The sequence below is a fragment of the Anaerobiospirillum succiniciproducens DSM 6400 genome, from assembly GCF_000482845.1.
GTDB classification, from domain to species: domain Bacteria; phylum Pseudomonadota; class Gammaproteobacteria; order Enterobacterales; family Succinivibrionaceae; genus Anaerobiospirillum; species Anaerobiospirillum succiniciproducens.
The window spans coordinates 23289-48032 of sequence record NZ_AXWV01000018.1 but is presented as its reverse complement, the minus strand read 5'-3'; the positions used below and the strand labels follow the sequence as shown (position 1 = coordinate 48032).

General features: G+C 43.7%; 14 protein-coding genes, 1 tRNA gene and 1 pseudogene. 14 read left to right on the top strand and 2 right to left on the bottom strand.

Annotated elements, in window-relative coordinates; all coding sequences use genetic code 11:
* Positions 1-57 precede the first annotated feature (57 nt).
* The 14 genes and pseudogenes from ftsA to rplS all read left to right on the top strand — a co-directional run bounded on the left by ftsA (position 58) and on the right by rplS (position 21612).
* Entirely contained in the window at positions 58-1386 is a 1329-nt protein-coding gene (ftsA, locus tag H524_RS0102735; protein ID WP_027939124.1) for a cell division protein FtsA, read from the top strand.
* A 415-nt stretch (positions 1387-1801) separates the two neighbouring features.
* Positions 1802-3130: a cell division protein FtsZ gene (ftsZ, locus tag H524_RS13885; protein ID WP_052338866.1), complete on the top strand. Its 1329-nt coding sequence runs from the start codon at positions 1802-1804 to the stop codon at positions 3128-3130.
* 523 nt (positions 3131-3653) lie between these two features.
* The gene (ftsZ, locus tag H524_RS13880) at positions 3654-4922 is read left to right on the top strand and encodes a cell division protein FtsZ (RefSeq protein ID WP_052338865.1); all 1269 of its coding nucleotides are present in this window, start codon (positions 3654-3656) and stop codon (positions 4920-4922) included.
* Positions 4923-6067: 1145 nt separating this feature from the next.
* The gene (locus tag H524_RS0102720; RefSeq protein WP_027939123.1) at positions 6068-8125 is read left to right on the top strand and encodes a methyl-accepting chemotaxis protein; all 2058 of its coding nucleotides are present in this window, start codon (positions 6068-6070) and stop codon (positions 8123-8125) included.
* Positions 8126-8984: 859 nt separating this feature from the next.
* A complete protein-coding gene (gene lpxC, locus H524_RS13875) occupies positions 8985-9938 on the top strand; it encodes a UDP-3-O-acyl-N-acetylglucosamine deacetylase (protein WP_044121326.1) in 954 nt (317 codons plus the stop codon).
* A gap of 313 nt (positions 9939-10251) precedes the next feature.
* Positions 10252-10794, top strand: a complete 543-nt coding sequence (gene ampD, locus H524_RS0102710) for a 1,6-anhydro-N-acetylmuramyl-L-alanine amidase AmpD (protein WP_027939122.1) — start codon at positions 10252-10254, stop codon at positions 10792-10794.
* 283 nt (positions 10795-11077) lie between these two features.
* Positions 11078-13642: a bifunctional aconitate hydratase 2/2-methylisocitrate dehydratase gene (locus H524_RS0102705; RefSeq protein WP_027939121.1), complete on the top strand. Its 2565-nt coding sequence runs from the start codon at positions 11078-11080 to the stop codon at positions 13640-13642.
* Positions 13643-14359: 717 nt separating this feature from the next.
* Positions 14360-15319 carry a malate dehydrogenase gene (mdh, locus tag H524_RS0102700; RefSeq protein WP_027939120.1) on the top strand — a complete coding sequence of 320 codons (960 nt, stop codon included), beginning with the start codon at positions 14360-14362 and terminating at the stop codon, positions 15317-15319.
* A gap of 795 nt (positions 15320-16114) precedes the next feature.
* Positions 16115-16834: a tetratricopeptide repeat protein gene (locus H524_RS0102690; protein WP_156907519.1), complete on the top strand. Its 720-nt coding sequence runs from the start codon at positions 16115-16117 to the stop codon at positions 16832-16834.
* Positions 16835-17600: 766 nt separating this feature from the next.
* Positions 17601-19016 carry a signal recognition particle protein gene (gene ffh / locus H524_RS0102685; RefSeq protein WP_027939117.1) on the top strand — a complete coding sequence of 472 codons (1416 nt, stop codon included), beginning with the start codon at positions 17601-17603 and terminating at the stop codon, positions 19014-19016.
* A 481-nt stretch (positions 19017-19497) separates the two neighbouring features.
* Positions 19498-19743: pseudogene (gene rpsP, locus H524_RS17720) on the top strand (30S ribosomal protein S16); the annotation flags it as partial.
* Positions 19744-19890: 147 nt separating this feature from the next.
* Complete coding sequence (gene rimM / locus H524_RS0102670) at positions 19891-20421, top strand: ribosome maturation factor RimM (RefSeq protein WP_027939116.1); 531 nt, start codon at positions 19891-19893, stop codon at positions 20419-20421.
* A gap of 67 nt (positions 20422-20488) precedes the next feature.
* Positions 20489-21235: a tRNA (guanosine(37)-N1)-methyltransferase TrmD gene (trmD, locus tag H524_RS0102665; protein WP_027939115.1), complete on the top strand. Its 747-nt coding sequence runs from the start codon at positions 20489-20491 to the stop codon at positions 21233-21235.
* 26 nt (positions 21236-21261) lie between these two features.
* On the top strand, positions 21262-21612 hold the full coding sequence (rplS, locus tag H524_RS0102660; RefSeq protein WP_027939114.1) for a 50S ribosomal protein L19: 351 nt from the start codon (positions 21262-21264) through the stop codon (positions 21610-21612).
* Positions 21613-22336: 724 nt separating this feature from the next.
* Here rplS and H524_RS0102655 read toward each other — a convergent pair.
* Together H524_RS0102655 and H524_RS0102650 are read right to left on the bottom strand one after the other, a co-directional pair.
* Positions 22337-23914, bottom strand: a complete 1578-nt coding sequence (locus tag H524_RS0102655; RefSeq protein WP_027939113.1) for an anaerobic C4-dicarboxylate transporter — start codon at positions 23912-23914, stop codon at positions 22337-22339.
* A gap of 519 nt (positions 23915-24433) precedes the next feature.
* A tRNA-Met gene (locus H524_RS0102650) sits at positions 24434-24510 on the bottom strand.
* Positions 24511-24744 lie beyond the last annotated feature (234 nt).

Below are 24744 nucleotides of genomic sequence, written 5' to 3'. Positions count from 1 at the left end.
CAGCTATCAGGGAGTGCAACCCCTGAACAAGTCAGTCAAGAGGACAGGAGATATTGCATGTTTTTAAAAGGGGACAAGGCGGCTAAAGATCATGACAACGCCCCAGATCCTTTGGTAGCAGTCGATATTGGCACCTCTAAGATTCGTCTTATTGCAGGCAGCGTTGATGAGGAAAATATTGTAAACATCAGTTACTATGCTGAAGTGTCCTCATCAGGTGTAAGTAATTCTTCAGTAAGCAGTATCGATAAGCTTGCTGACAAGCTTGCTGAATTGATTGACGATTACGAGAATAAAACAGGTAGAACTTTCTCTCATTGCGTAATGGGCATTTCTGGTCGCCATATTGAATCATGTAATGAGTCTGGTTCCGCAACTGTTCCTACCTCATATGTAACTGTATCTGATCGTGACCATGCTATTGAAGATGTGCGTGCAATTGTCTTTGGCGAGTACAAGCATTTAATTCATCTTATTCCAAATAGCTATACTCTTTCAGGCACTACTACTCGTGATGACCCAATTAATATGCGTGGCTCACGATTAAAGGTAAATGCGCACTTGATTAACTGTAATGAGGATCAAGAGAGTAACTTCCGCTCTGCTTTTACCAAGCTTACAAAGAGTTTTAACATTGATCATGTAATCTACTCAGGTATTGCCGCTGCTGATGCAGTCCTAACCGAAGAAGAAAAAGAGATTGGTGTTTGTTTAATTGATATCGGTGGTGGTTCTGTAAACGTATCTGTTTATGATCAAAATGACCTTGTGATGACCTTCGGCGTTGAGCAAGGTGGCACTGGTATCACTCGCGAGATTGCTACTCGTTACGGCATTCCTCTGTCTACTGCCGAGATGATCAAGGTTAATTATGGCTTAGCTCATCCAGCATTATTAACTGAGGAAAATAAGAACAAAGGCTTATCTATCCCAGTTAACAACGGAGAGGAGCCTCGAGCTGTTGCTTTTAGTGATTTGGCCAAAGTAATTGGTCTTAAGCTTAGCGACATTCTCAAGATAGTTTCAGATCGTATTGATCACAAAAAGCGTACTGAGGGCATTGATATTACTCTCGGTGCTGGTTTCGTGCTCACAGGCGGTGTTGCTTGTACACGCGGTATGGCAACCTTAGCCTCTAACATGCTTGCTCCTCGTGACAGTAGCCAGCGTGTGAAGGCTCGCGTTGGTATTCCTTGCGGTGTAACAGGATCTGATGAAGTTGCAAAGCCTGATTGTGCCACAGCTGTAGGTCTCTTGCGTTTTGCTAACTCACTGACAGCTCAAGAGCATCGTAATTTAGCTATGCAAAAAGAAGAAAAGGCTTCTAATGGTGTGATTAAACGTGGTTACACCTGGATTAGAAACTGGCTTGCTCACGAGTTTTAGTTTGCAAAATAAGTAGCGCACTTCTTAACGATGAATATGTGTAGTTCTATCGTGAATTGCTAAGAATGTACACGTTAAGATAAGTGCGTGCGGTCATTTAACAACGAGCAAGATTATGCATACATATGCAAATAATCATGTAAAACTCGATGTTTTGACTGCTATAAGATTTTTTATGTGGCTTTTATACATGGCATACTTGCAATTTAGCCACCTCTAAAAATGAGACAAAATGGCGTGTTGAAGCTATTTTGTTAGGCCTTAATACCCTAGGCCTGTACCAAAACTGTGCGAGATTCCACATATTAGTCATCTTTGTGAGGCTACGATGATGATATTTGCAGAGTTTTAAGGGTATAATGTACGACACACTAATGTTAAGTAAGATGCTCAGTATCTACCTTATGGGAGTTTTATGGACGATTTTGTTGTGGATTCAGTAGTCCCAAGTACTGCCGGAACTGAAGCAGGCATTCACTCTGCTCAAAAGTGCGTGATTCGTGTTTTAGGTGTAGGCGGCGGCGGTGGTAACTCACTGCAGCACATGATCAATCAAAGTCTCACCGGAGTTGAGTTTATTGCCGTAAACACCGATGCTCAGGCTTTAAACCGCTCAACTGCCCCATTAAAGGTACAGATCGGCGTTAAGCTGACTAACGGTTTAGGCGCAGGTTGTGATCCAAATAAGGGTCGTAAGGCTGCTGAGGAAAGTAAGGAAGATATTAAGAAGTTACTCTTTAATTCTGACTTAGTTTTCATTACTGCCGGCATGGGCGGTGGTACCGGTACTGGTGCTGCTCCTATCATTGCAGAAATCGCCAAAGAGACTGGTGCTATCACCATTGCTGTTGTTACTAAGCCTTTCAACTTCGAAGGCCGTCGTAAGATGGTTAATGCTGAGGCTGGTATTACCGAGCTGTCAAAGCACGTTGACTCTCTTATCGTTATTGATAACGACAAGCTCCTTAAGAACTTAGGTTCAAACATCTCAATCATCAACGCCTTCAACGAGGCTAACGATGTATTGTTAAATGCTGTTAAGGGCATTACCGATTCTATTACTGCTCCTGGTTACATTAACCTGGACTTCTCTGACGTTAAGACCATTACCCGTGGTCGTGGCCATGCCATGATCGGTAACGGTGTAGGTCAGGGTGCAAACTTCATTGAAGATGCTGTACAGCGTGCTATTCACTCACCTCTGATTGATCAGGTTGATATTAAGAGTGCAACCGGTCTGCTCGTGAACGCACGTATTAACCATAACTTCCCAATTGCTAAGTGGGAGCAGATCTGTAAGGAAATTCAGAACTACGCTGATGACGAGGCAGACTGCAAGTACGGTATTATTTTCGACGATCAAATCGCTGAAGATCAGATCGTGGTTACTATTCTGATTACTGGTATCTCTGGTTCAGAGTCTAACTCTAAGGACAATGCTGCAGCTGCAGTGCGCTCAAGTGTCAACAATCGACGCAATAGCCCATCAGCTCCACAGGATCCTGGTTTCTTTAGACAGGCTCAGATGAATGGTTATGCTCCTGCTCAGCAGCGCATGCCACAGGATGTTCCAGCACAGCGCCCACAGTCAGTTCCTGGTCGCAACTACTCCCAGGCAACTGGTATGGCTCCAACTGGCTACTCCAACATTGAAGCTAAGGAAGCCTCACTTGGTAACAAGGCTGTTGGCGATGATTGGAATGATGCCAACGAGCTGCCAACAATCTTCCGTAACAAGGTTTAATTTTCCATTAACTTTAGTGTCGAGTACTGCATACTCCCATGCAGTACGCTAAAAAGCCCGGTCCTCCGGGCTTTTTTATGCATGTCATATCCTAAGCTACTATTTCTTAAGTAATCTTCATTCCTTTATCCTCACGGTAAATTGCCTTTCTTATCTACATTCCCCCATTTTCATAGCTTTTTCCTTTGGTATGGTTTTTTAGCTGTATCCTAAATTTTTAATTACATTAAAGCTTTTACTTTATGCTTTGACAAAGTCTTATACGGACAAGCTTTTTATAGCATCGAGATTTCATTGCATGAGCATGAGTTAAGTTAGAAACGAAGGCTAAGCTTGCTTTTTTAGAGCATTTACATACATAGATACGATGTAATTTTTTTAATTATATTGTGTATTCGTGGCTTTCTTTGGAGGCCTTGTCTCATGCTGAAAGTATATGACTTGGAAAAGATGGCATATACGCGCTATAATTTAAAATCACCTGTATAAGAAAGCGTGCGCAGATGTGCACCTGAGGAGACTTATGAGCGACTTTGTTGTGCAGTCTGTATCACCTAGCAGTCCAGCAGACTTTGGATCTATGATTCGTGTCGTCGGTATTGGTGGCGGTGGTTGTAACTCGCTGCAGTATATGATTAATCAAAGCCTGCAAGGCGTTGAGTTCATTGCTGTAAATACTGATGCTCAGACATTAAACCGTTCTACTGCATCACTGAAGGTACAGATCGGTGTAAGACAGACTAATGGTCTGGGTGCTGGAGGTAATCCATATAAGGGTCGCGAAGCTGCTGAAGAGTCTCGTGAGGACTTAAAGCAAATTCTGCAGGACTCTAAAATCGTATTCTTAACTACAGGTCTCGGTGGTGGTACCGGTACAGGTGCAACTCCTGTTGTAGCTCAGATTGCTAAAGAGTTAGGTGCGCTTACCATTGCAGTTGTGACCCGTCCTTTCTACTTTGAAGGCCGTAATCGTACTATCAATGCCAATGCAGGTATTACTGAGCTCACTAAGTACGTTGACTCTATCGTTGTGGTGGATAACGATAAGCTCTTAAAGTCTCTTGGTCAGAATATCTCTGTATTAAATGCTTTCAATGAGGCTAATGCTGTACTGTATAACGCAGTACGTGGCATTTCCGACGCAATTACAGGTGCTGGCTTCATTAACTTAGACTTAGCTGACGTTGATATCATTATGCGCTCTCGTGGTCATGCCTTAATTGGTCTTGGCCGTGGTCGTGGTGTTAACTTTATTGCTGATGCAGTACACAATGCTGTACATAACCCACTGATGAGCTCTAGTGATGTTAAGCGTGCTACAGGTATGCTCGTTAATGCTCATGTAAGTCCAAACTTCCCAATCTTAAATTGGGATATGGTGAATACTCAGCTCTTAAGTTACACCGATCCAGAGGCTGATATTAAGTACGGTCTGATTTTCGATGACTCTTTAAACGAGGACGAAATCGAGATCACCATTATCATTACAGGCTTTAACTCTAATGATGATGCCTATTCTGGTTCTTCACAAAATATTACTCGAGCCCATGCTATTCCTCAAAACTTAGGCTCAAATACTCCTCTGCCTGTTAAGTCCATGGACGATAGCTTCTTAAGAAAGAATGTACAGACAGCAGATCGTAGTGCTTCAGCAGCTCCTGTAGCTCCAGCTGCTCAGGCTGCTACATATGCACCAAGTGATGCTCCAGTACAAACTGAGCAGCAATACGCTAAGGCTGTAGGCTCTGATTTCGATGAGGAAATGCCAGAAGTCTTCCGTAACAAGATTTAGCGCATAGATAACATCAGTTTGCATTGAAAAAGGCGTTGCATGGCAACGCCTTTTTCAATTGTACGCTCTATTAATTTTTAATCTTAATGGCATGGGATTAAAGTATAGTGGAAAACAGTGAAAGCTGAGGCATAAGTGATATCTATGGCTGATACTTATATTTGACGTGTGATTTTCTGATGTAAGTAGGCTTAGCTTATTGCATATGGTAATGGCTTTGGGTAAAAAGGTTGCGTGATAGTCGTTACAAATTTGATGATGCTTACTCAAATTAATGTGATTAGACTGGCATTCATTCGTAGTCTATGATGCTGTAACTAGGCAGATATGTTATATATCACAATTGCATGGTCATAGTTGAGATAGCTGTTATAGAATGGTTTTTCAACAAGCTCCATTTATGTTGAGCCCATAGTGGTGCTTCTATATTTCACATTGCCATCGATTTTGCTTACTAATCGATGCAAAGTGCTTTAAAATGGGCGTCCTTATGCGATTGGCCTTTGCCGACTTTAAATAATTTCTTAGTCAGAGCTTTATATAGGCGTTATTGCATTTGTTGACAAACACCAGCTGATTTTATCCATAGTGCAGCAATTGCCATGTCATCAATTTTCAGTGCCATTTGGTTACTGTCAGTTCAATGGTCAGGCTAGAGCTTCAACACTAAACTTATAGATTTTGGATAAATATCTATGCTAGGTTGCTATACATTGGTTTTCAGAGGATGTTTTTTTCCTATCTGTTTAAACCATGAAGTGTAGCAATTTAAGAAATCAGACAAAGATTTGGGGTTTTAAAGCGAGATATTTACGTTTCACAATCTGCTTTATAACCTTCTTTGCCTTGCTGTTTTAGGTGCTCTTACATTCTATTGCACATTAGTTTTGGTACATCATCTTCAGGCATAGTTACTACATAAGGACTTCGATTTTCTCAATAAGCAATCTAAATTGCTCTACATAAACAAGCTTCTGTTAATTTCATATAGCTCATCAATATTACGGCCATATCGATTAAAGCTGAAGTTTGCACTTGCATGTCTTATAAAACTTAAATTCTTAATTACAGGACATGGAATTAATGCTTGAGAGTCGCATGCTTATATAGGCAATAACAAGCCTGTTTATTAGGAAGGAGCTGCAATGTCAGCGCTTAATCTGAACGCGTCATTTAAAGGTCAAGGTGCTGGTGATTCTAGCAAGTCACCTAAAATTGAGCACTCCTTGGTAAAGCGTATTGGTTTGATTTCAGTTGCTGCAGCTGTAGTGGCATTTATCTCCATTACTGCAGTGTTTTATCGTATTTCAGCGGCATTGATTGAAGGCGAGATCATTTCAAAACAGCTGCCAGCTGAAACTAATATCATCGCAAGCAACATACGCGCAAACATTGATCCATACATTGCACTCTCTCGCTCGATGGCTCAATCTGTTTACACTATCGACTGGATGCAAAAGGGAGAGCCAGAGTCTGGCAAGGCCTTGTTTAAGGAAAGCAGTCTGGCAATCAAGGAAAACAACAATCTGTTCTCTACTTTCCTAGCCTCGTTTATCTCTAATGTTTACTTCTTCAATGGTGATAATGCCGGTGCATTGGACATCAACGGTAAAGACTCATGGATGCAAGGCATTGTGAACTCTACTCGCGACTATGAAGTAAACATGGATAAGGATCGTAATACTGGAGATCTTGCCTTATATATTAACTACAAGGTTAAAGATACGAACGGCAAGGTTATCGGTATTACTGGCGCTTCTGCTCAGATCAATAGCATGAAGGATATGATCAAGGCTCAGAAGTTAGGCAAGTCAGGATACTTCTTCTGTATCAATGACTCAGGCTTAATTCAGCTGCATACAAATCAGGATTATATTCTCAAGACCAATGTAAATGATATCGAGCCTGGTATGCTCGATGTGATCTTACAGACGGTTAACAACCCAGGGCACTCTGCATTTTTTACCTCAAAACGAGATGGGCAGGAATACATTTTAGTAGCTATTAAAGATCCTACGCTTGAGTGGATCATTGTTGGTCGTGTACTTAAGTCTGAGGTTATGGCTCCACTCAAGAGCATTTTGCTGCAGTCTAGTGTTGTTATCGTGGTAATGATCTTAGCTCTGCTTGCTTTTAACAGCTATATCTCACGTATCCTTAACCAACGCTTAAGCTTGCTACATCTGAACATTACTTCATTCTCAGATTTCTTTGAGCGTAAGACTAATGAGCCTAATATGCAGCGTCCTTCCACTGTTGATGAAATTGGTTCTGCCGTTCAGACTCTGTGTAATATGGGTGATAAGATCGAGGCTGGCCTTAAGGACAATATGGCAGCAATGCATGCCGTGCAAAATACCATTGATAATGTGAACAAGGGTAACCTTAAGGATCAGGTTGGCTATAAGAGTAACGATAAGTATATTTCTGTGCTCATCGACTCTTTAGACCATACCATTGCCACTGTTAATACTGTTATGAATGAGGCAACTACGGTCTTAGGTTCATACGCTCAAAACGATTTCCAAGCGCGTATCAATAGCAATGAGTTTGAAGGCCAGTACAGCCATCTGTTAACTGGTATTAACCGTTTAGGCGATGCTGTCTGTGCTCTGCTACGTGAGTACAAGGAACTGTCTGATCACTTAAAGGATAAGTCTAGCCAGCAAACCTTAGCTGTATCAACTGTAGCAACCGCTCTTAAAGAGCAGCTCGGCCTTATTGATGGTACTTTGGCTGCAACTAGAAATATTACTCAGTCCAATGTTGAAGTAGGTCGTCGTACTATTGAGATTGAGGAAAACGCCTCTCGCATTCAAAACGTAGTAGCCAAGATTCGTGAGGTGGCTGACCAGACTAACTTACTAGCACTGAATGCTGCAATTGAAGCAGCCCGTGCCGGCGAGCATGGTCGTGGCTTTGCTGTGGTAGCTGATGAGGTGCGCTCACTTGCTAGCGTCACTCAGAGCAGCCTCAATGACATTATCTCAATTGCAGATTTACTCATTGAGAATATCCACACCTTAAAGAACTCAGTACAAACTCAGTCAGACTCTATTCAGATGATTGAGCAGTCCTCCGATGAGCTGCGTGCAAATAGCCAGAACAATGCAACCTTGGTTAACGACGCACAAAGCATCACCAGAGAGCTTGATTCCTTAGCTGAGCGTATCTCTCAAGAGGTCTCATCTAAGCGTTTCTAAAAGTCCTGTATTTTCATACATGCCTTAAGGCACCACGTCCTTAAGTCGCCACGTCTTTAAGGCATGCGGCACGTCAGGTAAAACCACCGTCAAGGTCTAACACCTGTAAGGTAAAACACCATGATGTGCCGCCCTTCCGTTTCTAGGCCTCAGTCTTACGCCTTAAGAGCCTTTCTTTTGAGCTCCACAACATCTCCCGATATAGCAGCTGTTAATTTCAATCACGTCTTTTGCAAAAGCCAGATGCCAGCATAGCTGTACCTTGTGCCAACATAGCCGTACCTTGTGCCAGCATCAGCAGGTCGCTTCTAAGAAGTTCTAGTAAAGCATTAACAAACACTTAAGTGCATTAGTAGCTTTGAGTTTGGGGAATTTTGCCTCTTGTCTGCTAATGCTTAGGATGTTAAGAATTTAGTAGGCTCTAATCTGCCTATATATACAAATAGCAGTATGGCGCAAGGTGCAGTGCTATTATTTTTGTGGGAACTATCTGTAATTCTGGATGTCTAATCGACAGCAGTGAGTTAAAGTGGCAACCAAGTGCTTTAGTAAGCAACTACTTTTAAGCTTAGGGCTTAAAGACAATTTTGATGTGAATCCAATTTAGCGCTAAGTTTATAAGGCTATACTGTACATGTAAGATCCGTTGTACTAATCTTTCTAGATCAGCAAGACTATTTGTTAAATAGTCCTGAGATAGTCAAAATCATCTCTTTTGTCTCGATCGATATTTATTGTTGAGATAAGATGTCAAAAAAAACATGATTTTGATCAAAGTTTGTATTAGAATTATGCGGATTTAGATTGCAAAGATGCCTTTGCATTCAGTTCTGATACATAGTCGTAGGAGAGCAATTCCATGGTACTACAGAGAACAGTAAAAGAAGCGGTTTCTGCTACCGGAATTGGCCTGCATTCAGGCAAGAAGGTAGAAGTAACTTTTCGCCCTGCTCCAGCCGACACTGGTATTGTCTATACCCGTACAGATTTAGATCCTCAGGTATCAATTAAGTGCGAGCCAGAGGCAGTGCGCGATACTCAGCTGTGCACCGCATTAGTTAACCTTGACGGTGTTCGTATTTCAACTGTTGAGCACTTAACTGCAGCTTTAAGCGCATTAGGTATTGATAACCTGTATGTTGATGTCAACGCACCAGAGCTCCCTGTAATGGATGGCTCATCTCAGCCGTTCATCTACCTGTTTGAGTCAACTGGCATTCAAGAGCTTAATGCTCCAAAGAAGTTCATCCGCGTAAAGCGTCCAGTACGTGTTGAGGATGGCGACAAGTGGGCTGAGCTGACTCCATCCGATGCTTTTAGTGTTGATCTCACTATCGATTTCAATCACCCAGCAATGGACAAAGAGCTGCAGCACTTTGCTATGGAGTTCTCTGGTAAGAACTTCGTAAAAGAGCTTTCTCGTGCACGTACTTTCTGCTTCATGCGTGATGTTGAGTACATGCATAGCCACAACCTTGCTTTAGGTGGTTCACTTGAGAACGCTGTAGTGCTCGATGACTTCCGCGTGATCAATCCAGACGGTCTGCGTTATCCAAACGAGTTTGTTAAGCACAAGATGTTAGATGCTATTGGTGACCTCTACATGAATGGCCACAGCATCTTAGGCAACTTCAAGGCATACAAGACTGGTCACAAGCTGAACAATATGCTCTTACGTGCCGTTTTAGCTGATGCAGCTAACTACGAAGTTATCGAAATCGAGCGTGAGAGAGCAACTAACAACGCCATCGACTTCTTAGGCGAGCGTGATTGTGCTCCAGTAATGGCAGGCCACAAGTTAGTTCTTAACTAATTAATTATCTGACTAGCGATAGTCGAGTATTTGATTAAATGCCGCTTTAGCGCCTCAAAGTGCTAAGGCGGTTTTTGTTTTTACCCACCAAGTTTTCCCAAGCCACGCTCACCTTGAGCCTAATACTGACCAAACATTAGGCTATATATCGATTTAGTATCTCAAAGTTCTGCCATCCAATAAGGCCTTCCTTATCCAAGCACCACAGATATTCGACTTACTAGCAGTGGCATTTGCCTAAATCTTGTCATAAGTTGCAATCGGGCTTATGCTCAAGACTAAGTTTACTAAAGGATTTTAGCTTGGAGGGTGCATGAGGATAGTATCAGGATGGCTTGAAGGAGAGGGCATAAGGCAGGTTCCTACCCCGAACTTCAATAAGAGACCAAAAGGCGAGATTTCCATGATTGTCATGCACTGCATCTCGCTACCACCAGCTCAGTACGGTGGTCCATATGTAGATCAGCTCTTTACTAACTCCTTGCATGGTGAGGATCATCCATACTTCAAAGATATTTGTAATATGGAGCTATCCACCCACCTCTTTATCAACCGTGACGGTCTCATAACTCAGTACGTATCCTTCCTAGATCGTGCCTGGCATGCAGGGCGAAGTTCTTATAAAGGCCAGCTAGAGTGTAATGACTTTGGTATTGGTATCGAGCTTGAGGGCACTGATAGCGACGTCTATACCGATGCGCAATATGCTGCCTTAAATCAGATTCTTCCACTCATAAAAGAGGCATACCCTCTCATTGGAGATCGCATAGCCTCTCATTCAGAGGTAGCTCCAACCCGCAAGACTGATCCAGGCCCTTACTTTGATTACAGCCGCATCGGCGTGCCGCACGACTAGCATTCCACGGTATAGCTATAGCCGCATCGGCGTGTTGCACTAGTAGCATTCAACACCATCTGTTAGAGATTGGTAGGCTAATGAGCGCTGTTAAGTGAGCTTGCTAGGCTTTATTACTGATCTGGTGCAAGATGGTAGAGGCTGAAAATATATTGCATTAATGTGGTGCACTAAGTTGTAGCCGCAAAAAGTTGGCTAGACTTGTCTAGATAATTTGACTGTTTGATCTCTGTTCACATTGAGATTGCAGTTATTCACAGATTTCAGGGGGATGAGGGGCACTATGGCTCAAGAGTATTTATCCGACTATTTCCTAAAAGCTAATGAGAGAGCACGTCAGCACATTGAGCCGCTGCCATTGAACAGCTCTGAGGTTAGTGAGCTTATTGAACTGTTAAAGGATCCGCCAGCAGGTTCTGAGACCGTTTTATTTAATCTTCTGGCTAACCGTATTCCACCTGGTGTGGATGAGGCCGCCAAGATTAAGGCTGAGTTCTTATCTGAAGTTGCTTTTGGCAAAGTTGAGAGTCCATTAGTAAGCCCAGAGCAGGCTGTAGAGCTGCTTGGTAATATGAAAGGCGGCTACAACGTTGCCCCGCTGATCTCTCTTTTAAATGATGCAGAGCTTGGCGAAGATGCCGTAGATGCACTTGAGCACACTCTCATGATCTACGATGCCTTTGATGATGTGGCTAAGCTTGCAAAAGAAGGATCTGTAAATGCCAAAGAGCTGATTAGCCGTTGGGCTGACGCTTCATGGTTTACCTCACGTGATGCTCTGCCTGCATCCCGTAGCTATACCGTATTTAAGGTTACAGGCGAGATCACCACCGACGATCTCTCACCTGCTTCTGATGCATGGTCACGTCCAGATATCCCACTACACGCACTGGCCATGTTCAAAAACTCTCGTGATGGTTTAACTCCAGATGAAGAGGGTGTAACTGGCCCAGTTAAACTCATTAACTCCTTAAAGGCTAAAGGTTTACCAGTAGTCTTTGTTGGTGACGTGGTTGGTACTGGTTCTTCACGTAAGTCTGGCACTAACTCTGTTCTCTATCACTTTGGTGATGAGATCGAGGGTGTTCCAAACAAGAAAGCTGGTGGTTTAGTTTTAGGCGGTAAGATCGCCCCAATTTTCTATAACACCTTAGAAGACTCAGGTGCTCTGCCAATTGAGCTTGATGTTTCAGCTTTCAATACTGGCGATGTCATTGAAGTTAACTTCGACAAAGGCACTGTAACTAAGCAAGGTCAAAGTGAAGTAGCAGCAAGCTTTAGCCTGCGTCCAAGCCTCATTGATGAGGTAAGAGCTGGTGGCCGTATTCCTCTTATTATTGGCCGTGCGCTTACCAAGCGTGCTTGTGAGTTCTTAGGTAAGGACTTACCTGATGTCTTTGCCAAAGAAAGCAGCACTTGCTCAAGTGAAAGCAAGAAGGGCTTTACCCGTGCTCAGAAGATCGTAGGTCGTGCTTGTGGTCTTGAGGGTGTTCGTCCTGGTCAGTACGTTGAGGTTAAGGTAACTACCGTAGGTTCTCAGGATACTACTGGCCCAATGACTCGTGATGAGCTTAAGGACTTAGCATGCCTTAAGTTTACTGCTCCATTAGTGATGCAGTCATTCTGTCATACCTGCGCCTACCCACGTCCAGTAGACGTAGAAAACCACAAGAGCATGCCTAAGTTCATGATTGAGCGTGGTGGTGTAGCTCTGCGTCCTGGTGATGGTGTTATTCACTCATGGTTAAACCGCATGTGTCTGCCTGACACTGTTGGTACTGGTGGTGATAGCCATACCCGTATGCCTTTAGGTATCTCATTTCCAGCTGGCTCTGGCTTAGTTGCCTTTGCTGCAGCAACAGGTATGATGCCTTTAGATATGCCTGAGTCTGTATTAGTACGCTTTACTGGTACTCGTAAGCCAGGTATTACTCTGCGTGATTTAGTTCATGCCATCCCTTACTTTGCTAGAAAGCAGGGTATGCTCACCTTAGATAAGAAGGGCAAGATCAACGTCTTCTCAGGTCGTATTCTCGAGATTGAAGGTCTTGAGGATCTTTCTGTAGAGCACGCCTTTGAGCTTGCTGATGCTTCTGCTGAGCGTTCAGCTGCAGCATGCGCTATTGATCTGAACTTAGATAGCGTATGTGCTTACTTAAAGAGCAACTCAGCTTTATTAAAGGAAATGGCTCAAGAGGGCTACAAGGATAAGGATGCACTGCTGCGCCGAGCTGCAGCTATGGATGAGTTTATTGCTAACCCATCACGCATTCAGGCTGATGCAGATTGTGAGTATGCTGCAATTCTTGAGATCAACATGGACGAGATTGATGAGCCTGTGCTCTGCGTGCCAAACGATCCTGATGCAGCCTACCCATTAAGCGAGTGCGCTGGTACTAAGCTCGACGAGATCTTTGTTGGCTCATGCATGACCAATATTGGTCATTACCGTGCTGTAGGCTCTATCCTTAATGGCCTGTCTCAGGAAAGCAAGTGCCGCTTCTGGATGGCTCCTCCAACCCGTATGGACGAGTCTCAGTTGCGTGCTGAAGGCTTATACTCAACCTTCGTAAGAGCTGGTGCTCGTATGGAGATGCCAGGCTGTTCATTATGTATGGGTAACCAGGCTCACGTTGCAGAGAATGCCACTGTAATCTCAACCTCAACCCGTAACTTCCCTAACCGTTTAGGTAAGGGCTCACAGGTATACTTAGCTTCTGCTGAGCTGTGTGCTGTATGTGCTCGTTTAGGTTACATTCCAACTAAGGAAGAGTACTTTAAGCTCACTGAATGCTTAAGTGGTAATGAGCAAACTCTTTACAAGCTCTTAAACTTCGCTCAGGTCTAATACCAAACGAAGCTCAGTTGCCCTGAGCACGGCTTTACTTGAGAGGTTCATACTTGATTACAAATATTGAGCATGAACTTTTTATAAGCTAAGCCTATGGCATCAGATGATTAGAGCATATGCGCCGCCTATGTCTTGCTTGCACTAACAAGTTAGATCTAGGCGGCTTTTTTTATGATTTGATCTTTGAGCAGATTAATAAGTGCATCTGTATTACGAGGGTGATCTTATGGCTTAGAGTTGAATAGTTTTGGGCATGGTTGGTGGATAGTTTGCAAATTTTGCAGTGACAATTCATGCAAAGCGTCAAGATCATAGGGCAATGAGCGGTAGAAATGGTGCGTTTATGGTTGCGGCCATGTCAGTAAAGCGCTAAAAAATTGAGGGTGCGCACAAGTTCAACAAAGAATGGAAAAATAAGAAGCAGCTTTGGTATGTTTTGCTAAAATGGAGAATTGCAGCGGGCAATAACTCTTATCAGCTGCTAAAAGCAACTGACAATATGGCCCTCTAGCAAATTTGCAGTAAGAACTGTGCTCAATACGCACATTGCGTTGTATAACTGCAAAAACAGATTTTAACCGGAGTCCGGGATGCTTGATGTTCACAACCTATAAGCGTAATAAGGGCTGTGTTTTAGTCAGGTATAGATCAGATGCTCATAGTTCAGAGCGAGATCGTCAAATTCCGGCTTGCTTTACGCATGAGGATATAAAAATGAAGGTTGCCGTTTTAGGTGCAGCAGGTGGTATTGGCCAGCCATTATCTTTAATCTTAAAGACCCAATTACCAGCTGGCTCAGCTCTGTCTTTATATGACGTAGCTCCTTTCACTCCAGGTGTTGCTGTTGACTTAAGCCACATCCCTACCGATGTTTGCGTAAAGGGCTTCACTGGTGATGACCTTCCTAAGGCACTTGAGGGTGCTGACATTGTTGTTATCCCAGCAGGTGTTGCACGTAAGCCAGGCATGACCCGTGATGACTTATTCAACATCAACGCAGGCATCATCGCTAACTTAGTTAAGAACTGCGCCAAGGTTTGCCCTAAGGCTTGCATCTGCATCATCACCAACCCAGTTAACTCAACTGTACCTATCGCAGCTGAAGTATTAAAGTCTGAGGGTGTATACGATCCACACCGCTTATTCGGTGTTTCTGCATTAGACGTTCTCCGCTCCGAGACTTTCCTTGCTGAAGAGTTAGGCCTCTCCAAGGCTTACATGCAGGTTCCAGTAATCGGCGGTCACTCTGGCAACACCATCCTCCCATTACTCTCCAAGGTTCTCGGCTACGAGACCATCTCTCAGGAGCGTATCGAGCAGCTGACCAAGCGTATTCAGGAAGCTGGTACTGAGGTTGTTGAGGCTAAGGCTGGTGCAGGTTCTGCTACCCTGTCCATGGCTTTAGCAGGTGCTCGTTTTGCTCTGAAGGTAGGCCGTGGCTTAGCTGGTGAGCCAGGTGTTACCGAGTACGGCTATGTTGAGGGCGGTTCAAAGTACGGCCAGTTCTTCGCACAGCGTCTTGAGTTCGGCACCGAGGGTTGGAAGCGCGTTATCGACTTCGGCCCAGTTTCTGACTACGAGCAGAAGTGCCTTGACGAGGCTAAGTCTGTATTAGAAGGCAACATCAAGAAGGGTGTTGAGTTCGGTCAGAAGTGGGTTGCTGAGAACAAGTAATCCTACTTAAATTAAGGCTGTATCAAACAGCTAAATTAAAAAAAAGGAAGCCATGTGCTTCCTTTTTTTATGCCTGATTGCCATACATGTGCCCACGATCAAGATCACGCGTGTGTATCTATTAGAAGATCATACAAAGATCGCACGATCACCGCTTAACGAGCGTTGAGCTCTCAAATTAGTACGCCAATCTAGATGATGATGTTAAGATCGTTTAATGAGGATTGTGGAGCTTGCTATGAGGTAAAGGCGCACAAATAAGCGCTTTGCTTCTTTATGAGGATCAATAAAAGATCGCAGTATGGGCGTAGTTGGGAGCTTTGTGTACGTCGCTTCAAGATCAGATGCTTTTTAAGATCGTGGATCAAAGGATCACGGATGGGTATAGGATCACCGCTGGTATTGTGGGTATAAAGATCAGAACAATATTGGCTAGTATCGGTATTGAGAGCCTCATAGGGCAAGGCATTGTATATTTTTGTTGCGGCATTTAGAGATCAAAAGATCAGAGCTACAGAGGCTAGTTATTGGTTTTTTTGGAAGGGCAAAAAGTAGCCTTATCGCGGTTAACATTTCACAAAAGCACTGACATAAGCTAAAAACTTGTATTGTTGGAACTATTGAAGCTCTTTTTTCTTTTGTGGTGCAATAGCTCTAAACCCTATAAATAAGCGCTTTTTGTAAAGTGTAGAGGAAAATTTTGCCTTTTTTGGCAAAAAGTATGAAAAAACGGCAACGATTTGGCGATAGAATAGGTAAGAACAACAACTATTAAACTATTGGCAAGGATTACTTATGAGAAAGCCCCTAGCTTTAGCGGTGGCCTTTATGGCTGCCCTCTCAAGTTCTGCTTACGCTAGCGTGTCGTCAGAATACGATAAGGTTACTGACACTCAAGCTTTAGCAGCACGCAAGGCAATTGAAAGCACACTTGAGAAGTACAAAGACGATAACTCAAACGTTAACGTATACACCGTAGACGAGCTCAACACCTATGTTGAGAGCGGCGTTTACATGAAGGTGATTCGTGAGCGTGATAAGTGTCAGTTCACTCCTGATATTGAAGACCGTGCCCGTATCGTAGGTATGCCTGCATTCGAGTACGTCTGGGGTGATATGCTGATTACTGGAACTTGCGTAAAGCAGGACGTCGAGCTTGGTCTTGATTACATCAAGAAAGCAGTTGACCATGCTTATGCGCCAGCAATGATCCGTTTATCCGATTTCCACGAGCGTGGTTACTTAGTACCACATAGCAAGGAAAAAGCAGTTACTCTGATGAGAGCTGCAGCTTCTTTAGGCTCTCGAACTGCACGTCTGCAGTGGGCCGATATGCTTGTCCGTGGCTTAGGCGCTCCTGCCTATTATGAAGAAGCATATTCATGGCTCTACCATTCTCTATACTTCAACGAGTACGAGAAGACAAAGCGTACCTATCTGCAAAATGAAATGCAGAAGATGATGCCTCCAAACATTATTGCTCGTGCCAAGGGTGACGGCTTCTACGATATTTAGGCCTTAGCCATAAAAAAGTTTCAAAGGCGTAAGCCTGTGAAAGTAGAGCGGAGCTTTTGCTCTGCCAATAGTTAGTTGTTTTTGTTCTGAGTCCCGTAATGTTCATGCATTGCGGGATTATTTATTTATAGGCATGAAAAAACTAACACTTCCATCAGATCTTTTCTAAAATTCCTCCTTACAAAGATCACTGCATCCACATCTAAAAGAATAAAATCATTTCACATTCTTAGAGCGATCATAGGCACTGTTTATCTCATGCCTGGTGTGTATAAAGGTACCTCCCATCAATAGTGTTTTACGCGATAAATAAAAAAGTAGATACTTAATTAAGCAAAATGCAGCGATTACTCGCTCCGTTATTAGGCGTAGTTTGGGATATATAGGCCATCAGTGTATAATGATGAGCGGCTTTTGCCCGGCCAATGAGATCCGTTACGATCTTGATCTTACGTAAGACTTAGTTTTACTAGCGGTAAGTTAAGGGGCATAAGATCACGTCATTTGTATGTCACGCTCTAAGTACGCACTCATATATTCAGCTTAGTTTTGTTGAGTGGTTAAACTACATGCAGTTGCATTAGTAACTGACAAAAGTGAGTGGCTATAGTCTAGCTATCTTGTAGCAAATGACGTCTACAGTTTCATTCTTAAGTAATAAGAACACCGTTGCACAATGTGTTTAAGCCAGATCGCTTGCTACTAAAGCAGGCGTTTGAGTACACGGTTTTGTTAATACTTCTAACTTCGGGAAGATAGTACCTCGATGTTTGAGAATTTATCCGAAAGACTTAATCGCACCCTGAAAAATATCTCAGGTCAGGGTCGTATTACCGAAGACAACATTCAAAGCACTTTACGTGAAGTAAGAACTGCCCTGCTTGAGGCGGACGTAGCTCTGAGCGTTGTTAAAGACTTTACTGCTAAAGTTAAAGAGCGTGCCTTAGGCGTTCAAGTAAGCACTAGTCTTACACCAGGCCAAGAGTTCGTTAAGATCGTATACGATCAGCTCACCGAGACTATGGGTGCAGCTAATAGCGAACTTAATATTGCCCACCAGCCTCCTGCAGTAATCTTGCTTGCTGGTCTTCAAGGTGCTGGTAAGACTACCTCAGCAGGTAAGCTTGCTTTATATATCAAAGAGCGCTTAAAGAAGACTGTGATGGTGGCATCTGTTGATACCTACCGTCCAGCCGCTATTGATCAGCTGCATACTTTAGCTAAAGAGATTGGCGTTGATTCTTTCCCATCTGACCCAACCTCAACTCCTCAGCAAATTGCTAAAGATGCAATGGCTGAGGCTAAGCGTCGTTATACCGAAGTTCTGATTATCGATACTGCAGGTCGTCTTGCAGTAGACGAAGAGATGATGAACGAGGTTAAAGAGCTTCACGCTATCTGTGAGCCTACCGAGACCATGTTCGTGGTTGACTCCATGACCGGTCAGGACGCAGCCAATACCGCTAAAGCTTTTGCTGAAGCTCTGCCTTTAACCGGTGTCATTTTAACTAAGGCTGACGGTGACGCTCGTGGCGGTGCTGCTCTGTCTGTTCGTCAGATCACTGGTAAGCCAATTAAGTTCATCGGTATGGGTGAAAAGGTTGTAGCTTTGGAGCCTTTCCATCCTGACCGTATCGCCTCTAGAATCCTTGGCATGGGTGACGTGCTCTCATTAGTTGAAGAGATGTCACGTAAGACCGATCTTGCTAAGGCCGAACAGATGGCTAATAAGTTGAAGAAGGGTGAAACCTTTACTCTTCAAGACTTCTTAGATCAGATTCGTGAGATGAAGAAGATGGGTTCGATGAATGACATCATTAGTAACCTGCCAGGTGGTGCCAAGCTCTTAGAAAAAGTTGGCTCCAAGGTCACTGATGATCAGCTCAAGCATACTGAAGCTATCATCCTATCCATGACTCCAAAGGAGCGAAATCACCCTGACCTTTTAAAGGGATCACGTAAAAAGCGTATCGCTGCAGGTGCAGGTGTAGATGTAAGTGATGTAAATCAGCTCTTACGTCAGTTTGAACAGATGCAAAAGGCAATGAAGATGTTCAAGCGTGGTGGCATGAAGGGTATCATGAACACTATGCGCGGTATGATGGGCGCTGGTGGTATGATGCGCGGCATGATGGGCGGCGGTGGCCTGCCTCCAATGGGTGGCGGTGGCTTTAAGCGTTAGGCTAGATGAAAAGATCACCACTATAGATGCGTAAATCCTCGCTACAAGATGACAAACTTGAGCGCACATCTATACTGAAAAAAGAAGGCAGCTAAATATGGCTGCCTTTTTTATATCCACTAAAGGCAGCTTATATACAGTCGCCATATAAGATCACCACAAGATCATGAAGCGTACATCAACGTAAGATCCCTAAACTTTCGGTCACTAGGATCAAGATCATAGAGCGATGGGTCAACAAAGGCTATGTTTATGCGTTTTAAGCTCCATCAGTGCGATGATTAAAAGGCAAGATCACAGCTTAGTTAGCATAAGCATTAGGGGATTGATAGGAGAAAGGCCAAAAAATGCGTCTTTGATCTTGATTTTTGTGAGAAAAGATGTAAAATCGCACTTCTGTATTGATATCTTGGCTGAAGCGCATAACGATTTAGTCCTTATGCACCTCTCAGCTTGAACTTTAAAATAGGTTAATTACGAAATGGTAGTCATTCGTTTACGTCGTGCTGGCGCTAAGAAGCGTCCTTTCTATCACGTAGTAGTTGCTGATTCTCGTTTTGCAGCAACCGGTCGTTTCATCGAAGAGGTTGGTTTCTTTAACCCAATCGCTCGTGGTAAGGAAGTCCGTCTCAAGTTAGACATGGAGCGCGTTAACTACTGGAAGGGTGTAGGTGCTCAGCCATCTGACCGCGTTGCTCGTTTAATCAAGGACGAGGAAATGGGCGCTGAGGCTGTTGCAGCTTACAAGACTGCAAAGTACGAGAAGGCTGTAGCTGCTCGTAAGGCAAAGGCTGAGGCTGAGGCCGCTGCTGCCGCCGCTGAGGCTGCTGCTGCAGAAGCTCCTGCTGAAGCTTAATAAAGCATTACCCGACTAATGGTCGATGATGCACCACGCTCCATGGGTAGACTAGGCTCTACTTATGGCTTAAAGGGCTACTTAAGAGTTCAGTCCTTTACCGAGCAACCTGAAAACCTTTTTGACTACTCGCCATGGTATATTCGTCGGCGTGGAGAAGAATGGCGTGAGGTTCAGGTAGAAGCTTGGAAACCGCATGCTGACGGCTTTATAGTTAAGCTAGATGCGGTCAATGTCAAGGAAGAAGCAGCGCTTCTTACTGGCATGGATATCGGGATCAAGCGCTCAAGCTTGCCCGCACTTCAAGACGGCGAGTTCTACTTAGTAGACCTCGAAGGATGCACAGTCATCGGTCTTGATGATGTAAACCTCGGAGTTGTTTCGAGGGTTGTGGATCAAGGAGCTGCTCCTTATATGGTAGTGTCTCCCTCTGACCAAACGAAAGGTGGACCTCGTGAGAGGTTAATTCCTTACGTTAAAGGCCCGATTGTTACGCATGTCGATCTCGATGCAAAGACAATCCGGGTTGAGTGGGGCGAAGATTACTAAACCGCTCCTGAAAGGACAAATAAGAGTTTAAACGCCAGCAATGCTGGTACCTTTACAGGATTTAAATATGTGGTTTGGTGTAATATCGCTCTTCCCTGAGATGTTCAGTGCTGTATGTAATTCAGGTGTAACGTCACGAGCTGTCAAACGTGGCCTTATAGAGGTCAACGTTTGGAATCCTCGAGACTTCACATTAGATAAGTATCAAACCGTGGACGATAAGCCATATGGCGGCGGTCCAGGTATGCTTATGAAAGTACAGCCGTTACGAGATGCAATCAGCGCAGCTCGACAAAGAGCACCTGAGGGAACAAAAGTCGTCTATATGTCTCCGCAAGGAGAACGTCTTAGCCACTCACTGGTCACGCGATTCCATAACTGGGGTTCGTTAATCCTTATAGCCGGACGCTATGAGGGAATAGATGAGCGTATCCTTCAGAAAGAAGTCGATCTGGAGGTCTCAATCGGTGACTACGTGCTCTCGGGTGGTGAAATCCCTGCTATGTGTGTCATCGATGCGGTATCACGTATGGTTCCTGGAGTTCTAGGAGATATACGTAACGCGCATGAGGATTCTTTTGCCGACGGATTGTTGCACTTTCCTCAGTATACTCGTCCTGAAGTTATCGACGGGATGGAAGTTCCTGAGGTGTTAATGAGCGGCAATCACGAAAAGATCCGTCGTTGGCGATTGCAGCAGGCATTAGCCCGTACATATGAGCGGCGTCCTGATTTATTGCAGTCAAGATTACTAAATCGTGAAGAGCAAAAGCTCTTAGACGAATACCTTGAGCAAAAACAGCTCAAGGATTAGAAGAATTTACTTTAGGTAGGTAAAAAATGGCTAGCCATCCAATTATTGACCAGCTTGAGAAAGAGCAGCTTCGTCAGGACATCCCTGCATTCAACCCAGGTGATACCGTTCGTGTTGAAGTACGTGTAGTAGAAGGCGACAAGACCCGTCTGCAGGCTTTCGAAGGCAACGTTATCGCTAAGCGTAACCGTGGCTTAAACTCTTCTTTCACCGTTCGCAAGATCTCTTCTGGCGAGGGTGTTGAGCGTGTCTTCCAGACTCACTCCCCAATGATCGCTTCTGTTAAGGTTACCCGTCGTGGTGACGTTCGTCGTGCTAAGCTGTACTACTTACGCTCACGTACTGGTAAGGCTGCTCGTATCCGCGAGAAGGTTTAACAGTCAGACAGGTTTAATTCCTGTTAAGGCCGCAGACTCATGCCTGCGGTCATTTATGGCTCAAATTTTGAGCCTGCCAAGAGCCTTGTTTGCACGAACAAGGCTTTTGTCATTTATAGACACTCCAAAATTTCAAAATATGTTTGGCTGCCTATGCACGCCATAACTCCGTCTAATTTATACCCTAAACACAAGCCACCATTCTTCCTCGATCCCACCGACAACGGGCTATTGCTCTTATCACAGGCTCAAAGTGCCCTCACTTTTCCAAGCGCTTACTATTCATCAAAAGGCCTTAAACGCTAAAAGCCACCTAAAGCTACTAGCTGTGTCAAAGATCTTCTAGGCTATTAGCCGCATCAACTGGCAGCGAAGGCTATTAGCCGCATCAACTAACTGCTTTATACACTACGCATCCATTGCATGCAAAGATGACATATGTGCACACGTAGCAGCTTTATTGAGGCCATTGTAGATGGTCATTTGCAGGTTAAGCATTGCTTACTAACGCTGGTTAGAGCATTGCGTACTAACACAAGGGTGCTGAGCGTCTTAGTGATTATACGTGACTATTAGTCTTTATAGCAGGAACTCTAGGGGTATGGTGCAGTAGTAAAGACTAGGCTTTTGCGCATAAAAAAAAGCCCTATTGCTTGGGAATAGGGCTTTAAGGTTATGGTTCTAGCTTAGCTTGTTAAAGCATAAGCTTTAGAGGTTTGCAGTATTAGATATAGCCAAATAAGGTAGCTAAGATGTAGCCAAATACGCATGAAGAGCCTACACCAATCAGACCTGGAAGAATGAATGAGTGGTTGATTACGAACTTACCAATGCGAGTAGTACCAGTACGATCGAATTGGATAGTTGCTAAGTCTGATGGGTAGGTTGGCAGAATGTAGTAGCCGTAACATGCTGCAGCAAAGGCTACGATGATGCCTGGCTCTACACCAATGCCTAAGGCGATTGGAACGAAAGCGGCTAATGCAGCAGCCTGTGAGTTAACGAACTTAGAGATTAACAGCAGCATGATAGCGTAGGTCCACTGGTGCTCTTTAACGATGTCACCTAAGAACTCTTTCATCATTGGGGTGTGCACAGCGAACATGGTGTCAGCCATCCATGAAATACCGAACACAGCAACCAGAGCAATCATACCTGACTTAAAGATTTCGTTAGAGGCAATCTTCTTGGCTTCAGTTGGAGTAAAGATGATGATTAAGGCACCAGCAAGTAACATAAAGGCCTGAATTACATGCACCATAGAGATGTACTTAATATCAGGATTACCCATCTTGTCCTTAAGTGGGATAGCAGTGATAGTGCCATCCTTGATAGCCTCTTTGAACTTGCTATCAGCACCGTGATCAGACTCTTGATCAAAGCCTAATGCCTTAAGGTTGATTTCACCCTTATTTGAGCCAGTAGAAGTCCAACGCAGTGGAGTATCGGCGCTTATAGTGGTCTCATAGGCCATCTTCTGACCCCATGAAGGCTTGATGTCATTAGAGGCACCAACCACAGCCACAGCAGCAATAGCGCCTAAGAAAATCCACATGGCAAGCCAGCTAGACTTAGGCAGCTTTACGCCTAAAAGACTCTTAGAATCACCATATACGTACTTCTTGAACTCTTCGTCCTTGAGCTTCTCTTGGAACTCTTTATCGTCCTCAAGATCCTTACCTCTAAACCAGCTGAAGATACCAATGCAGAGGATACCAAATAAGGTGCTAGGAATGGTTACAGCAAGCAGGTCTAAGTAGCCGTCAAATCCAGGGATCTTGTGATCAGAGGCTAGTAAGAAAGCAGACAGTGAAACAACTGCTACTGATACAGGGGATGCAATAATGGCAAGCTGTGATGAAATGGAAGAGGCTGCCATTGGACGCTCAGGACGAATACCATTCTTAATAGCGATGTCATAAATAATCGGCATGATGGTATAAACCACGTGGCCAGTACCACAGAGCATGGTTAAGAAGCCGGTGATGAATGGAGCGATGATGGTTACGTACTTAGGATTCTTACGTAAAACCTTTTCTGCAATCTGCAGCATTACATCTAAGCCACCGCTAGCCTGCAGTGTAGCTGAGGCAACTACTACCGCTAAGATGGTAATCATAACGTCGATAGCAGGCTTGCCTGGTTGAATGTGGAAAACGAAGATCAGAACCAGGATGCCGATACCACCGAGCATACCAAGTGCTAAACCGCCTTTTTTAGCGCCATAGAATAAACAGGCTAGAACAACGATGATTTGCACGAAAAACTGCATACCATCGGACATTGAAGTAAAGAGCTCCATAAGGCCCCCTAATCAGATCACACACATCTCATAAATTCATTTCATGAGCATTTGTGCATATTTTAGATTACGTATAGCTGACTAAGATAAGCTGGAATTGTGAATTATGAAGCTGGCTAGAAAACTAAAACAAAATGGTAAATTTAGATGTATAAGATGACAATTTTCTCTCTGTTCATGATATGATTTCTCATTTTCTTGTTTTCAACATCAAGTTTTAAATTTACTCAAAGCCAATATACATGCGGATTCTTGCCGTATAGCTAATAACTATAGTAACAACAAAAGTAATGCCAAAATGAGCATGATGCTCTTAATAGCAAGAGGTCTAAATTGGTAGAAAAAATGAGTGAGAGAAAGAAGATAAGAATTTGATGGCGGTAGATCGGATCGGTAGATACAAAAAAACCAGCCTGAAGCTGGTCTTTGAAAAATTTTGAAATGCCCAAAAACAAAAAAACCAGCATAAAGCTGGCTAATTGCGGTCATCTCGGAGCAGTCTAGACCAACTAGCTTAGTTGGTTGCGGGGGCAGGATTTGAACCTACGACCTTCGGGTTATGAGCCCGACGAGCTACCGAGCTGCTCCACCCCGCGATTGAATGAGCACATTATATGGAATGGGCTATTATCTGTCAACACTTTTATGAAAAAAGTTTGGTTTTTTGTCCTTATCAGAAATATATAATCATACTCTAATAGTACGTGATGCCCATATACATGCCATTTGTGAACTTTGATCTAGATCTAAAAATATTTGACTACGAACTTAAAATTATTGGCATATAGACCATATGTATTGTTTGTATTTAGCACTTAGAATGCAAAATC

Coding starts and splice junctions, on each gene's coding strand:
- H524_RS0102655 (WP_027939113.1), bottom strand. CDS start 23,914: ATGGAGCTCTTTACTTCAATGTCCGATGGTATGCAGTTTTTCGTGCAA.
- trmD (WP_027939115.1), top strand. CDS start 20,489: ATGTGGTTTGGTGTAATATCGCTCTTCCCTGAGATGTTCAGTGCTGTA.
- H524_RS0102705 (WP_027939121.1), top strand. CDS start 11,078: ATGGCTCAAGAGTATTTATCCGACTATTTCCTAAAAGCTAATGAGAGA.
- H524_RS0102720 (WP_027939123.1), top strand. CDS start 6,068: ATGTCAGCGCTTAATCTGAACGCGTCATTTAAAGGTCAAGGTGCTGGT.
- lpxC (WP_044121326.1), top strand. CDS start 8,985: ATGGTACTACAGAGAACAGTAAAAGAAGCGGTTTCTGCTACCGGAATT.
- ffh (WP_027939117.1), top strand. CDS start 17,601: ATGTTTGAGAATTTATCCGAAAGACTTAATCGCACCCTGAAAAATATC.
- rplS (WP_027939114.1), top strand. CDS start 21,262: ATGGCTAGCCATCCAATTATTGACCAGCTTGAGAAAGAGCAGCTTCGT.
- mdh (WP_027939120.1), top strand. CDS start 14,360: ATGAAGGTTGCCGTTTTAGGTGCAGCAGGTGGTATTGGCCAGCCATTA.
- ftsZ (WP_052338866.1), top strand. CDS start 1,802: ATGGACGATTTTGTTGTGGATTCAGTAGTCCCAAGTACTGCCGGAACT.
- H524_RS0102690 (WP_156907519.1), top strand. CDS start 16,115: ATGAGAAAGCCCCTAGCTTTAGCGGTGGCCTTTATGGCTGCCCTCTCA.
- ftsZ (WP_052338865.1), top strand. CDS start 3,654: ATGAGCGACTTTGTTGTGCAGTCTGTATCACCTAGCAGTCCAGCAGAC.
- rimM (WP_027939116.1), top strand. CDS start 19,891: ATGGTCGATGATGCACCACGCTCCATGGGTAGACTAGGCTCTACTTAT.
- ftsA (WP_027939124.1), top strand. CDS start 58: ATGTTTTTAAAAGGGGACAAGGCGGCTAAAGATCATGACAACGCCCCA.
- ampD (WP_027939122.1), top strand. CDS start 10,252: ATGAGGATAGTATCAGGATGGCTTGAAGGAGAGGGCATAAGGCAGGTT.